The following is a 13590-nucleotide window of genomic DNA, read 5'->3' as shown; positions in this document are numbered from 1 at the left end:
CCGAACGGGCGGGGACACGATCCGAACGGGCGGGGACACGATCCGAACGGGCGGGGACACGATCCGAACGGGCGGGGACACGATCCGAACGGGCGGGGACACGATCCGAACGGGCGGGGACACGATCCGAACGGGCGGGGGCAGGCTCCGAACGGGCGGGGGCAGGGTCCGAAGGGAGGGGAACGGCAGCCGAATGGAGACAGACTCGGCCCGAGACCGCCGTCGTGGCCCGGGATGATCAGGGAGGCGGCGAGGCGGCATTGATGCCACTGAGCGGGCCGGGCTATCTGATCACGGCACTCGCCCCGGACGCGGTGACGCTACGCCGCCTCCTGTCGACACCCCCGAACCCCGAGTAGCCACGGTGCCGTCCTGACTGCCCACCGACCTCGATCGCTACACTGTGCGGCGGTCCGCACAGCAAGATCCCGCCACACAGGTCGCCATGGGGGGCAAATCAGACACATACCCCCCCACGACGACCTATTTGGATCTTGAGGGACGGAACCTTCGGTCTTGCCATCACGCACCGTGATATCGGCGGTCAACCGGCCGACCCCTCGGCGTCCAGGAGCCGACCCACGAGAGCACCTTCCACGATTCAGGAGACAACACCCGAGGTTCAGGGCGATGTTGTGCGCTGCGTCTCCGGCGCATCGTCGCGGGCGGCGGCGGGAGTGGGGAGGTCCCAGGGGTCGCGGGGCGGCTGGACGACGGCGACGTGCGGCGCGGCCACGTGCGACGCAAGCGTGGTCGTCGCGATACCACGCCGTCCGGGGGTGCCGTGGTCGTCGTAGGTGCGGCCCTTCCAGGCGGCGCCGCGCCCAGCCCGCTTGAGCCGGGCGGAGTCGACCGTCATCGCGGTGTAGAGCGCTGCGACCGCCGGCAGTGCCAGGGCGGACAGCACCGGCTGCCGGTAGTACCGGATCATCGGAATGTAGGTCAGCGTCATGATCAGCCAGGTGACGGCTCCGGTCAGGGTGACCGCGGCGTTCCCTGTGGCCAGTCCGGCGACGGTGGCCACGACCGGCACGAGGAACACCAGGCCCAGCCCCAGCACGGTCCCGACCAGCAACAACGGCGAGTGTCGCAGCTGGGCGTAGGCCGAGCGGGAGACCATCTTCCACAGGTCCGCCAGTCGTGGGTAGGGACGGCGGCTGTGTACCTGCTCGGCCAGCCCCAGCCAGGTCCGCCCGCCGGAGCGCTTGATGATCCGGGCGATGGCCACGTCGTCGATGACCGCGCCGCGCACTTCGGCGAGCCCGCCCGCGCGGATGAGGGCCTCACGGCGCACCAACGAACAGCCACCGGCTGCCGCCGCCACCTTGGACGTCGGCCGATTCGACCACCGGAACGGGTACAGCATCGCGAAGAAATAGACGAATGCCGGAACGATGAGCCGCTCCCAGAAGGTGTCGGCGCGCAGCACCGCCATCTGGGAGACCATGTCGAGGCGCTGAGCGCGGGCCGAGGCGATCAGGGCGGCCAGCGAACCCGGATTGTGGGCGATGTCGGCATCGGTGAGCAGCAGGTACTCCACGTCGCCGGCGCATTCGATGCCGCGGCGCAACGCCCAGAGCTTTCCCGTCCATCCCGGGGGTGGCTCGGTCGAGGCGGTGACGGCGGCGGTCACGTTCGAATCGCCGCGCTGCGCGGCCTGCTCGGCGAGTTCGCGGGCGATCTCGGTGGTGCCGTCCGTCGAGCCGTCGTCGACGAGGATGAGCCGGACCGGGCCGGGATAGTCCTGGGCGAGCAGGCTCGGCAGGGTCACGGGCAGGATGTCCGCCTCGTCGCGGGCAGGAATCACGATCGCGACGCTCGGCCAGGCCGGCGGGGCATGGTGCCGGGGCAGCCGCTGGTCGGTTCGCCAGAAGGTGCCATGACCGACGGCCAGGTACAGCCAGGCGAGCAACGATGCGAGGGCTATCCACTGGAGTACAGTCACAGAGAGTAATGATGCCACGAAGGTCGAACCGGGGACCGGCGGCTGGAGCAATTGTGTGTAAAGAACCGTCGGCCGGCTGGGCGAGACCGCCCGGGACGGGCCCTCAGCTCGAGGTTCCTCGCCGCGCCCCTGGCCTCGATTGATGCCTCTGAGCTGGAGGTAGGCCGCCAGATTGGCCGGTCCCGGCCAGACGCGGTCGTCCGGGGCCGCCGCCCTGGAGCCGCGGGCGCGCCGACCTGGCAGGCCGACGGTGCCAGCACCTCGGTGCCTGGCAGGCCCACGTGCCGGGCACCCCCGGACCATTGATGAACACCGCAGCGACGCCGTCCCCTTCCGGAGCCATTCGCTGCACCATAATCAGGGGGTGACCCCTCGTTCCGAGCAGACGGCTGACACCCGTCAGGCCCTCGTCGTCGCCGCCCGCCGCCGGTTCGCCGAACAGGGGTACGCCGCGACCGGGACAGAGGAGATCGTCGCCGACGCGCAGGTGACCCGCGGCGCGCTGTACCACCACTTCCGCGACAAGGCCGAGCTGTTCCGTACCGTGATGGAGCAGGTTGCCACCGAGGTCGCCGAGAAGCTGGTGGCCGGCGAACTGGCGCGCGACGCCGAACTGCCCAGCGACGCGTGGACCCAGCTGCGCACCGGTTTCCAGTCCCTGCTGGACATTTCGACTGCGGACAGTGACTTCCAGCGGATCGTCCTGGTGGATGGTCCCGCCGTGCTCGGCAGCGAGGCATGGGACACCCTCGTCGAGCGGCACGGCTACCGGCTGCTGTCCGAATGGCTGGAACGGGCCATCGCGGAGGAGCGAATCGATCCGCTTCCCGTCGCGCCGCTGACCCGCTTGGTCGCCGCCCTGTTGTCGGAGGCGAGTATCTACACCGCCCGGGCGACCGACCCGGACGTCGCCCGGGTCGAGATCGGTATCGTGCTCGACCGCCTGCTGCGAGGCCTCGGCCGTGGTGGCGACCTGGCCGCCCAGCCGCCGGTCAGCGCCGAGCCAAGCACCAGCCCCAGCTGACACCCAGAACCAGCGCAGCCAAGATCGCCACCTTCCGCGGTAAGCCGCCCGAAGATCCGGCTACGCAGTTTGGTGTGCGAAGGGTAGCCCGGACACGATCGGCCCCTCACGAGGACCTTTTTGAATCCTGAGCCGATCCGGCTCCGGGATATCCATTGCGGAACGTGACTCTGGCCGTGCGGTGGAGGCGTGGCCGCGCCATGAATCGGCCCGTGAAGTCGCAGCGACGCCGCTCGCGACGGGAGCCGCACACACGCAGACGCCGCCCCGACCGGAAGGGATCCGGCCGGGGCGGCGTTGGCTGAAGGTCAGGCGTCACACGATGCGTGGCCACCGGTCGGTGGCCCCGCGCCGTGCGGTGCAACAGGGTGATGCGGTCAGGCTCTGGAACTGGCCAGGGCCTCGCGGACTCAGGCCCCGCGGACTCAGGCCTCGCGGACGGCGCGGATCGACTCCTTGAGTGAGCCGATCGTGGCGAGCACGGCGGAGGTCTCGTATCCGCAGTGTGCCATGCAGTTCGCGCAGCGTGGGTCCTTGCCTCGGCCGTACGCGTCCCAGTCAGTGGTCTCGACGAGCTCCTTGTACGAGGAGACATACCCGTCGCTCATCAGGTAGCAAGGCTTCTGCCAACCGAACAGCGAGTAGCTCGGGATACCCCACGCGGTGCAGGAAAGCTCCTTCTTGCCCTCGAGGAAGTCGAGGAAGACCGGAGAGTGGTTGAGGCGGAACTTCTTGCGCCGGCCATCCGCGAAGACCTTGGCGAACATCTCCCGGGTCTCCTGGACCGCGAGGAAGTGCTCCTGGTCGGGAGCCTTCTCGTACGCGTAGCCCGGGGAGAGCTGGATCTGGTCGACCTTGAGGTCGTCGTTGAGGAAGGTCAGGATGTCGATGACGTCCTGCGGGCTGTCGTTGTTGAAGAACGTCGAGTTCGTGCCGACCCGGAAACCCGCGGCCTTCGCCGCGTGGAAAGCCCGGACGCACTCGTCGAAGGTGCCTTCCTTCTCCACCACTGCGTCATGCCGGTCACGCAGACCGTCGATGTGCAGGACAAAGGTGAAGTAGGGCGACGGGGTGAAGTTCTTGAGCTTCTTCTGCAGCAGCAGCCCGTTCGTGCAGAGAATCACGAACTTCTTGCGCTTGACCAGCTCATTCACGATGTCGTGAATCTGTGGGTGCATGAGCGGCTCACCGCCCGCGATCGCAACAACCGGAGCGCCGCACTCCTTGACCGCGGCGAGCGCGTCATCGACGCTCATCCGCTGCTTCAGGACGGACGCCGGGTGCTGGATCTTTCCGCAGCCCGTGCAGGACAGGTTGCAGGCAAACAGTGGCTCCAGCTCCAGAACGAGCGGGAAGTGCTTGTGACGCAGCAGTTTCTGCTTCGCCAGATAGGTACCTACACGGAGCTGGTACCGCCACTCGACCGCCACGGCGTAGCTCCCCTCTCTCAGGTCGCCGGTGAATGACCGATGATCGCTGCATTGACCATACAGCCTGTACGTACAGCCTGCATGTGGATCGCGCGATGAGCTGCCGCACAACCGTGTCGCGAAGACGACGCCCGTCGTCAGGCGTTGGGATGCGGACGGCGCCTGGCCAGGTCAGGGGCCAAGCCCGCGCCGCAGGAGACAGATGGCATCCGCGCCGGGGCAATGTCTTCGACGATCCGTCGGACGTGTCAGGACCATCTCGACCGGGGCCGGGGCCACCCCGGCCAGTTCCCATTACCCAGGGTGACACGAGCGTCAGCAATACGCGACCGGAAGGCGACCGACCGCAACGCCGCACGCGGGCGCTCCCGGCGGCGATCCCGCAGGCACTCTCGACAACAGCCCGCCGGACACTCTTCGGTGACGGCAATGGCCCACCCGCGGCACCGGGAACGGCGGCCGGCGGGAAGAAGACCGCCGACCGCCGCCACCTCGGTGGTCGTTCCGCGCGCCAACGGGACGGACATCGGCCCGCGCGGACGGACCTCAGAGGCCCCCAGACCACCCCGGGGTGGCCACCGACATGCCAGCCACACCGGGCACACGACGGCAGCCGCCGTCACCGATTGCCACTCGCCCGCCGCGAGCACCGAGCAAGATCCCGCCAATTAGGTCATCGTAGGGGACAAAACGGACACGAACACCCCCACAGCGACCTGTTTGGATCTTGAGCCTCCACAGTCACAAGATCACCATCACAGACGGTGAATTTGATCGTCGAGTGACGCCGCGCCGACGCCCACCCCAGACCAGCGGCAGCGGCAGCGGCACCAAGCCGCGGCACCGGCAGCGGAATCGGCGCGCTAGGACGAGGCTGATGCCGGTGAGGCAGGCGCGGGTGACCCGGGCGTGGCCGGGGCGGGTGACGCGGCCGTAGCCGGGGCGGACGTGGCCGGGACGGGTGACACGGGCGTGGCGGGGGCAGGCGTGGCGGGGGCGGACCCCGACGCCGGGGGCTGGTCCGAAGCCGACGGGGAGCTCGGCGCCGCCCGGCGAAGCTCCTTGGGCAGGTGGAAGGAGATCGACTCCTGGCCGACGGACCGGACCGTGACGTCGGTGGGACCGAGGCCGGACAGGGCCGCGGTCAGTTCCTCGACCAGCGCTGGTGGCGCGGACGCACCGGCCGAGATCCCGACCGTCTCCACCCCGGCAAGCCAGGACAGCTGCACGTCGGAGACGTTCTCGACCAGGTGCGAGGCGACGCCGTCGCGCTGGCTGACCTCGACCAGACGCACCGAGTTAGCGCTGTTCGCCGAGCCGACGACCAGGACGAGCTGGGCCTCCTGGGCGACCTTGCGCACCGCGTTCTGCCGGTTGGATGTCGCGTAGCAGATGTCGGCCGATCCCGGCCCGACGATCGCCGGGAAGCGGTCACGAAGGGCGTCGACGACCTCGGACGCCTCGTCCAGCGCCAGCGTCGTCTGCATCAGGTAGGTGACCCGCTCGTGGTCGGGAACCTCGAGCCCCGCGACCTCGGCCGGTGACTGCACCAGCCGGATGCGCCCGGGCGATTCACCGAGGGTGCCGTCGACCTCCTCGTGACCGGCGTGACCGATGAGGAACACCGTGTCCCCGCGGGAGGTGAACCGTCGGGCCTCCGCGTGGACCTTCTCCACCAGGGGGCAGGTCGCGTCGATGACTGAGAGCTCGCGCCGGCCGGCCTGGTCCCAGACCGCGGGGGCGACTCCGTGCGCGGAGAACACCACAGTGGCACCGGCGGGCACTTCGTCGAGCTCCTCGACGAAGACCGCGCCCCGTGCGGCCAGATCGGCGACGACATGGGAGTTGTGCACGATCTGCTTGCGGACGTAGACGGGGGCGCCGTGCAGCTCCAGGGCTCGTTCGACGACCTCGATCGCCCGTTCGACGCCGGCGCAGAACGCCCGCGGCTCGGCGAGCAGCACCGTACGCTGCCCCACCGCCGCCGCCCACGCGCCCAGCGGCGGGCCGAGCCGGCGCAGGGTGCGCAGCCCGAGGACGCCGCGGCGGATGAGATCAAGGCGGCCCAGCGGCTCGTCCACCGTGTCGACGATGACGCGCACGGCGGCGAACGGGACGTCGCCAGACCCGTGCGCGATCGGCGCGCTCTCCATGTCGACGGCGATGGCGCCGGTGGCGGCGAGCCGGGTCCGCTCGCTGCCGTGGGCGATCTTCGGCACGGTGACGATCGGGCCGACGTGCACGGTCAGGCCGAGGCGGCGCAGGTCACCGGCGAGCAGCGGCGCCGAGGCGCAGCGCGTGACGGTGCCGTCGGCGGAGCGAACCTCGTCGGCGACGACGATGTCCCCGGGTTTCACGCCGGGGGCGAGCCCGCCGGACAGGCCGACGATGGCCACCGCGCCCGGGCGGGACTCGCGGACCACCCGGGCGGCCTGGCGGGCCCGGTCCGGGCCCATGCCCGTGCGGATCATGATGGTCTCGGGCGGCAGCCCGGAGCGCCCCGCCGCCCTCGCCTCGAACCGCAACGCGGTCACGACGACGAGCCGGCCACTGCGCCGCGGGCCGGTGGTGACGCCGGAAGCGTGGGCACCGGACGCGTGGGCGGCGAGGGTGTCGGCCGCGGAGGTGTCGGCGGCCGACCCGGTGGCCGGGTGAGGGCGCACGGCCGGGACCGGCCCGGTGATCGATGGATCGGCCACCGTGGCGGTGGCCAGGGCGACGGAGCCCGGCCCGATCGAGGCCGACGCCACCGAGCCTGGCGCCACCGAGCCCGCGCAGGCAGCGCAGGACGCAGAGGCAGCAGACGACGCGGAGACAGCAGACGACGCGGAGACGGCAGACGAGGCGGATGCAGCAGACGACGCGGTGACCGCGCGGGACGCCGCACCCGAGGATCGGGACGGCCGCGCGGGGGACGGCGAAGGCACCGAAGGAGACAGGATGTCCTGGGCGGGGATGATCGCGGAACCGACGGCCGTCGCCGGATGTTCTCCGGCGACGGTGCCGTCCCCGCCCGGGGATGCGGAGGTGGTCATGGTGTCGTTACCCCGGTGAGGCTCACGTACCGGCCGAGTGCGGTCAGTGGGAAGACCAGCCGGTACAGGTTGTAGTTCAGCGAGAAGTCGCCTGGAAAACCGGTGCCGGTGAAGTGCGGTTCGTCCCAGGTCCCGTCGGGACGCTGGGTCTCGCACAGCCACCGCACGCCGCGCTTGACGGCGAGGCTGTGTGGATCGACGGCGAGCAGGGCGAGCAGGGCCCAGGCGGTCTGCGAGGCGGTGAGCTCGCCCCGTCCGATCCAGGCGGGGTCGGTGTAGGATCGCAGGTCCTCGCCCCAGCCGCCCTCCGGTGACTGGTGCTCGAGCAGCCAGCGCACCGCCGCGGTGATTGCCGGATGGTCGGTCGGGACGCCCGCGGCGACGAGGGCCGGAACGACCGCTCCGGTGCCGTAGACGTGGTTGACGCCCCAGCGGCCGAACCAGGAACCGCCCGGCTCCTGGTTGTCGAGCAGCCACTGCACCGCCCGCTGGGTGATCGGGTGATCCGAGCGGCCGAGGTCAGCGAGCATCTCGACCAGGTGGGCGGTGACGTCCGCCGACGGCGGGTCGACGACCTCACCGAAGTCGCAAAAAGGGATCTTGGTGGCGAGCATCTGGACGTTGTCGGCGTCGAAGGCGCCCCAGGCGCCGTTGGACGAGCGCATCCCGACGCTCCAGTCGACCCCACGGGCGGCGGCGGCACGGATCGCGGCGGCGAGCGTGGGGTCCGCGTCGGCCACCGTGTTCGGCCGGCCGGTCCGCGCCGCGGCGCCGGCGGACGAGCCCGAGCCCGAACCAGAGCCCGAGCCCGAACCAGAGCCCGAACCAGAGCCAGGGCCCGAACCAGAGCCAGGGCCCGAGCGAGACCCGGCACCAGGGCCCGAGCCGGCGGGTGAGCCCGGGCCCGATCGGCCCGTCCCGGTGACGGAGACGTGCCCGTCGCCGAGCAGCCGACGCAGCGCCAGCACCACCTCGGCCGTGTCGTCCACGTCGGGGTAGAAGTCGTTGTCGAACTCGAACGCCCAGCCACCGGGGGCGAGCTCGGGGCGACGGATCGCCCAGTCGCCCGCGATGCGGACCTCCTCGTTGACCAGCCACTCACCCGCCCTGACCATCGCCGGATGGTCACCGGGGACGCCGGCGTCGGACAGGGCGACCACCGCGAGCGCGGTGTCCCAGACCGGTGACTGGCAGGCCTCGATCTGACGGGCCGGGCCCTCGGGGGTCTCCCGGCGGATCACGTAGCGGTCCATGCCACGGAACGCGGCGGCGATCACCGGGTGGTTGAGCGGGTAGCCCATCAGGTGCAGGGCCATCACCGAGTAGACCCAGGGCGGCTGGATGCCGCCCCAGCAGCCGTCGGCCTCCTGGCGGGCGACGACCCATTCGGTGGCCCGGCGCAGCGCCAGGCTGCGCAGCAGCTTGATCGGCCGGCGCTCGTAGCGGTGCAGCAGCTTGTCGAGCCGCTCGAAGGCGCCCTCCCAGCTACGCAGCGGCGCGCGCCTGCGCTCGGCCGCCGGCACCTTCAGCTCGTCGATGTCGAAGCCGAGGTCGTGCGCCGGGCGCAGCGAGCCGACGATCGTCAGCGCGACGATCGTCTGCCGCGCCCAGCAGGCGAAGTCGTAGACGTTCAGCGGCAGCCAGGACGGCGCGAGGATCAGCTCCGGCGGGATCACCGGCACGTCGTCCCAGGACCACTGGCCGAGCGCGGCCAGCCAGATCCGGGTGAACACCCGGGAGGCGGCGATGCCGCCCTGGGCCCGCACCAGCTCCGCGGCCCGGGCCATGTGCGGTGCGTCGACCCGGTCGCCGGCCAACCGCAGCGCGATGTAGGCCTCGATGGTGGTGGACAGGTCGGCCGGGCCGCCGTAGAAAGTGGCCCAGCTACCGTCGGGCTGCTGCTGGGAGCGGATCCACCGGGCGGTCTGCTCGGTCTCCTCACGCCCGCGGATGCCCAGGAACTGCTTCATGAACAGGTCCTCGGCGTCCATCGTGACGTTGGTCTCGAGGTTGCCCTTCCACCAGCCCTCGTCCGACTGCAGCGCGAGAAGGTGATCCCGGGCTCGCTGCGCCGCCGCCTGGGCGCTGGCCGTGACTGCCGTGGGTGTGCTGACCGGGGTCGGCACCTCGGGCGGGGTGGCTGGTGCGGTGGCGTCCGCGGCCAGCGGCGGCGACGAACGGGAGATCCCGTAGGCGTCGGCCGTCGCGGGCACCGGGATGGCGGGCCGCTTCGGGGCCTCCTGCGCGGACGGAGCAGCCGGGGACGGGTCCGAGGTCAGGCTCATCAACGACTCCCCTCGTCGTACGGGCGATGGTCAAGCAGGCGATCGTCGCAGTCCTGGTGCGGGCGATCGCCGGCCGCGTGAGCGCCGGTGCGCACCTGCGGCCTCCTCTAGCGATCGCGCTCGGTCACGAAACGGGCGAGGGCGACCAGCTCGGCCTCGACCTGCGCCGGCATCGACAGCGAGCGCAGCACACTCTCACACGCCTTGAGCTGGCGGTCGGCCTCCGCGGTGGTCCATTCCCGCCCGCCGGCCCGCTCCACGAGCGCGGCGATGTGCGCAAGCTCCGCCTCGCTCGACGTGCCGGTGGCGGTCAGGAAGGCACGCAGCTCGTCGGCGGCCGGTCCGCCGGCTTCCAGCGCCACGACGACCGGCACCGACTTCTTGCGGGAACGCAGGTCCGAGAGCACCGGCTTGCCGGTGACCGCCGGGTCGCCCCAGATGCCGAGCAGGTCGTCGATGAGCTGGAAGGCGGTGCCCAGGCGCGAGCCGTACTCGGACAGGCCGGCGATCATCGTGTCGTCGGCGCCGGCGAGCACCGCGCCCAGTGAGGCCGAGCAGGCCAGCAGCGCGCCGGTCTTGCCGTCCTCCATGTTCAGCGTGTCCGCGACGGTGACGTCGGTGCGGCGCTCGAACATCAGGTCCTCGGCCTGCCCCCGGACCAGGTCCTGGACGCCGGCGCTGAGGATCAGCGCGGCGCGCCGCGCCGGATCGCCCTCGACCTCCAGCAGGATCTGGACGGCCAGCCCCAGCAGGGCGTCGCCGGCGAGGATCGCGCCGTCGGCTCCGAAGACCGTCCAGGCCGTCGCCCGATGACGACGCTCGGTGTCGCCGTCCATCAGGTCGTCGTGCAACAGCGAGAAGTCGTGCACGAGCTCGACGGCGCAGGCCGCGGGCAGGCCCACTTCCGGCGGCGCGCCCGCGGCCTCCGCGGACAGCAGTGCGAGCGCCGGGCGGACGAGCTTGCCGCCGGAGCCGGTCAGCGGCTTGTTCTCGGCGTCGACCCAGCCGCGGTGGTAGGCGACGACATGGCGAAGACGCGGGTGCAGGCGGTCCACCACGGCGCGCAGCGCCGGAACGGTGAGGGCCCTCCCCCGCTCGATCGCGTCCGGAACCGTCATGGTCATACCGGGAATCCCCCTGTGGATGAGTGCCCTTGCTGGCCGGTGGGCACCGGTGCGACGGCCGCCGTCGTGCTGGCGGTGACAGTCGAGCCGGCGTCCACCGCGTTCGCCCCCCGTGGATCCGGAGAATTCGACGAATTCGACGCTTCTGGTCTAACCGATGGCTGGTCGTCCGCCCGCCGTGGTTCAAACGGGACCGCGCTCGTCATCTGCCCGGCCTCCGCCGGCACCCGCGGCGTCGGGCCGGCCGGAGCCCGGCCTGACGGCTCCGCCGATATCCGGCCCGCCGGCACGCGGCCGGAAACCACCGCCGCCCGCCGCGTGGACGGCTCGGTCAGGTCCCCCACGACTACCCCCATGCCTGCCAGACTCTCACGGGCCGCAGCCACTCCGCTACGCACAGCCGATTCCATGGTCGCCGGCCACCCGGTGTCGGTGAACGTCCCGGCCAGGGCAAAGTGCGGCAGTCCGGTCGACGCACCCGGGCGCAACGCGAGCGAACCGGGCACCTGGCGGAACGTCGCCGTGCGCTCCCGGGTCACGAAGACCTCGAGCGGCCGCGCGGCCCGCGCGGCCGGGAACAGCCGGGCCATCTCGGTGACGAACAGCTCCGCGACGTCGGAGGCCGGCATGGTGATCCAGGGCTCGGCGGCCGACTGGGACAGGGCGAGGTACTGCGCGCCGGACGGGCCCGCGGCGGCCAGGCCCGACGAGATCGTCCGATCGAAGATCCACTGAATCGGCGAGTCGACCACGGCGAGGAACGGGCCCTCGATCACCTGCCGCGGGTAGATCATGTGAACGTTGATGATCGGCGAGTCGCCGAGGGCACGCAGCCGGTCCGCGTCGACGCTCGCCCCGGCGGGAAGCAGCCCCGCGGCCGCGGGCGCCGGGGTGGCGAGCACCACCGCGTCGGCGTACAGCGCGCCGGAGGCGTCGGCGCCGGGGACGGACTCGCCCCGGCTGGTCCCGCCCGCCGTCACCGCGATCTGCCAGCCGGCGCCGTCGGCGGTGATCGAGCGGACCTTCACGCCGGTGCGCACGTCCGCTCCGACCTCGGTGAGCGCCGCGAGCGCCGCGTCGCCGTGCAGCCGCGACAGCGGCACCTCCGCCCAGCCGAGGTCACCGGCGTCGGCGCCCTCCAGCAGGCCGGTGCGCACCACCTTCGCCGCCAGACCCAGCGAGGCCTCGTCCGCCGGCGCGTTGAGCGTCGCGACGGTCAGCAGCTCCCACAGCGCGCTGGTCGCCGCGGGGCCCTGCCCGTGCTCGGCGAGCCAGCCGCCGAACGAGCGGCCGTCGACCTGCGGGGAGCGCTCGTCGAGCCGCCCGAGCTGGAACGCCGCGAGCCCGGCCCGCAGCCGCTCGACCAGCGGCAGCGCCTTGTAGCCGAGCAGTGCCGGCGCCAGGTGCAGCGGCGCCGGCAGGCGCACGCTGGTGCGGCGCAGCCGGGTCCGGGTCAGCGAGTCACCGAGCAGCACCGGGACGTCGAGGCGGGGCTGCAGCGTGGTCAGGTGGGTCACGCCCAGGCGGGCGAGCAGCCCCCGGTAGGCGGTGCAGCAGCGCATGAACACGTGCTGGCCGGTGTCGATCCAGAGCTCGCCGCGGCGGAACGAGGTCGTCGCCCCGCCCAGGCGCGGACGGGCCTCCAGCATGGTCACCCGCGCGCCGCCGTCGGCGGCCACCAGCGCCGCGGCCATCCCGGCCAGGCCCCCGCCGACGACGACGAGGTGCGCCCGGCCGTCGGGGCTGGTGTCGCCCGGCGATCTCGCGGCGCTCACGCGGCCCGCGTCTCGGGGCGGCCGGCGAGACTGCGGGCGGCGACGACGGCCTTCTGCCAGCCGGGCAGGGCGAGCCGGCGCTCGAGCACACCGGACGGCTCGGTCTTGATCCGGCGGTTGAGCCGCAGGTAGATGCCGGCCATCGCGCCGCAACAGGCGGCGCTGCGCCGATCGAGCAGATCCAGCAGGACTATGCCGCGGTCGTACCAGTCCTCGGCCCGCTGCGCGGCGAAGCGAAGGTAGCCCAGCAGCTCCACCTCGGGGCCGCCGAGCCGGCCGCCGGCATCCACCGCGAGGTCGACGCCGAAGTCCTTCAGCTCCTGACCGGGCAGGTAGATCCGTCCGTTGAGCAGATCCTCCCGCACGTCACGCAGGATGTTGGTCTGCTGCAGCGCGACACCGAGGGCGTCGGCGATCGCCGGGGCGTCCCGGTTCGACGCCGCCCGCTCGGTGCCGAAGATCCCCAGCGAGAGCCGGCCGATGGTCCCGGCGACCAGCCGGCAGTAGCCGACCATGTCGTCGAACGTGTCGTAGGTGGTGCCGTGCACGTCGCTCTCGACGCCGTCGGCGAGCTCGATGAACGCCTCCAGCGGGATCGGGAAGCGCCGGGCGGCGTCGGCGAGCGCCACGTACACCGGGTCGCTCGAGCTGTTCTCGCCGAGGTCGTTGACCTCCGCGCGGACCTCGGCCAGGCCGGCGAGCTTCTCGACGTCGGGCAGGTCGCCGTCGCCGATGTCGTCCAGGCGACGCGACAGGGCGTAGACCGCGGACAGGGCGCCCCGCTTGTCCGGGGGCAGCAGGCGGATGCCGTAGGAGAAGTTGCGGGCCGCCTCGCGGGTCAGCGCCTCGCAGGAGGCGTAGGCCTCGGCGACGGTGGGCCGGTGCGCCGGATGCGGGATCGAGGTGCTCATCGGCCCGCTCCCGCGCCCCGGGACGCCGCCGGTCGGGCTGGAGCGCCACCAGCGCTGGTGG

General features: G+C 72.0%; 9 protein-coding genes. 2 read left to right on the top strand and 7 right to left on the bottom strand.

Features of this window, described 5'->3' with window-relative positions; translation table 11 throughout:
- Nucleotides 1-622: 622 nt before the first annotated feature.
- Nucleotides 623-1945 (bottom strand): glycosyltransferase, encoded by a 1323-nt coding sequence (locus MXD95_RS08960; protein ID WP_250640085.1) that lies wholly within the window; start codon nt 1943-1945, stop codon nt 623-625.
- A gap of 364 nt (nt 1946-2309) precedes the next feature.
- Between MXD95_RS08960 and MXD95_RS08955 the strand changes: the two genes are divergently transcribed.
- On the top strand, nt 2310-2969 hold the full coding sequence (locus tag MXD95_RS08955; RefSeq protein WP_250640084.1) for a TetR/AcrR family transcriptional regulator: 660 nt from the start codon (nt 2310-2312) through the stop codon (nt 2967-2969).
- 425 nt (nt 2970-3394) lie between these two features.
- On the opposite strand, the gene hpnH is transcribed toward MXD95_RS08955, so the two are convergent.
- Both hpnH and ispH read right to left on the bottom strand, forming a co-directional pair.
- Nucleotides 3395-4399, bottom strand: a complete 1005-nt coding sequence (hpnH, locus tag MXD95_RS08950) for an adenosyl-hopene transferase HpnH (protein WP_250640083.1) — start codon at nt 4397-4399, stop codon at nt 3395-3397.
- An 863-nt stretch (nt 4400-5262) separates the two neighbouring features.
- A complete protein-coding gene (gene ispH / locus MXD95_RS08945; RefSeq protein WP_308301470.1) occupies nt 5263-6870 on the bottom strand; it encodes a 4-hydroxy-3-methylbut-2-enyl diphosphate reductase in 1608 nt (535 codons plus the stop codon).
- A 208-nt stretch (nt 6871-7078) separates the two neighbouring features.
- Here ispH and MXD95_RS28890 point away from each other — a divergent pair, with 208 nt between their 5' ends.
- Entirely contained in the window at nt 7079-7453 is a 375-nt protein-coding gene (locus MXD95_RS28890; protein WP_250640081.1) for a hypothetical protein, read from the top strand.
- On the opposite strand, the gene MXD95_RS08935 is transcribed toward MXD95_RS28890, so the two are convergent.
- The 4 genes from MXD95_RS08935 to hpnD all read right to left on the bottom strand — a co-directional run bounded on the left by MXD95_RS08935 (nt 7431) and on the right by hpnD (nt 13529).
- Complete coding sequence (locus MXD95_RS08935) at nt 7431-9719, bottom strand: terpene cyclase/mutase family protein (RefSeq protein ID WP_250640080.1); 2289 nt, start codon at nt 9717-9719, stop codon at nt 7431-7433. The two genes, MXD95_RS28890 and MXD95_RS08935, sit on opposite strands and share 23 nt — an antisense overlap.
- A gap of 107 nt (nt 9720-9826) precedes the next feature.
- A complete protein-coding gene (locus MXD95_RS08930; protein WP_250640079.1) occupies nt 9827-10843 on the bottom strand; it encodes a polyprenyl synthetase family protein in 1017 nt (338 codons plus the stop codon).
- Nucleotides 10840-12618 (bottom strand): hydroxysqualene dehydroxylase HpnE, encoded by a 1779-nt coding sequence (gene hpnE / locus MXD95_RS08925; protein ID WP_308301469.1) that lies wholly within the window; start codon nt 12616-12618, stop codon nt 10840-10842. The genes MXD95_RS08930 and hpnE overlap by 4 nt, the downstream gene beginning before the upstream one ends.
- Nucleotides 12615-13529: a presqualene diphosphate synthase HpnD gene (hpnD, locus tag MXD95_RS08920; protein WP_250640086.1), complete on the bottom strand. Its 915-nt coding sequence runs from the start codon at nt 13527-13529 to the stop codon at nt 12615-12617. Before hpnD ends, hpnE begins: the two co-directional genes overlap by 4 nt.
- Nucleotides 13530-13590 lie beyond the last annotated feature (61 nt).

Origin of the sequence: Frankia sp. AiPa1, assembly GCF_023243075.1 — a bacterium.
Lineage (GTDB): Bacteria > Actinomycetota > Actinomycetes > Frankiales > Frankiaceae > Frankia.
The sequence above is the reverse complement of the archived record's forward strand: the minus strand, read 5'-3'. Positions and strand labels throughout refer to the sequence as shown.

Coding starts and splice junctions, on each gene's coding strand:
- ispH (WP_308301470.1), bottom strand. CDS start 6,870: ATGATCCGCACGGGCATGGGCCCGGACCGGGCCCGCCAGGCCGCCCGG.
- hpnD (WP_250640086.1), bottom strand. CDS start 13,529: ATGAGCACCTCGATCCCGCATCCGGCGCACCGGCCCACCGTCGCCGAG.
- MXD95_RS08930 (WP_250640079.1), bottom strand. CDS start 10,843: ATGACCATGACGGTTCCGGACGCGATCGAGCGGGGGAGGGCCCTCACC.
- MXD95_RS08935 (WP_250640080.1), bottom strand. CDS start 9,719: ATGAGCCTGACCTCGGACCCGTCCCCGGCTGCTCCGTCCGCGCAGGAG.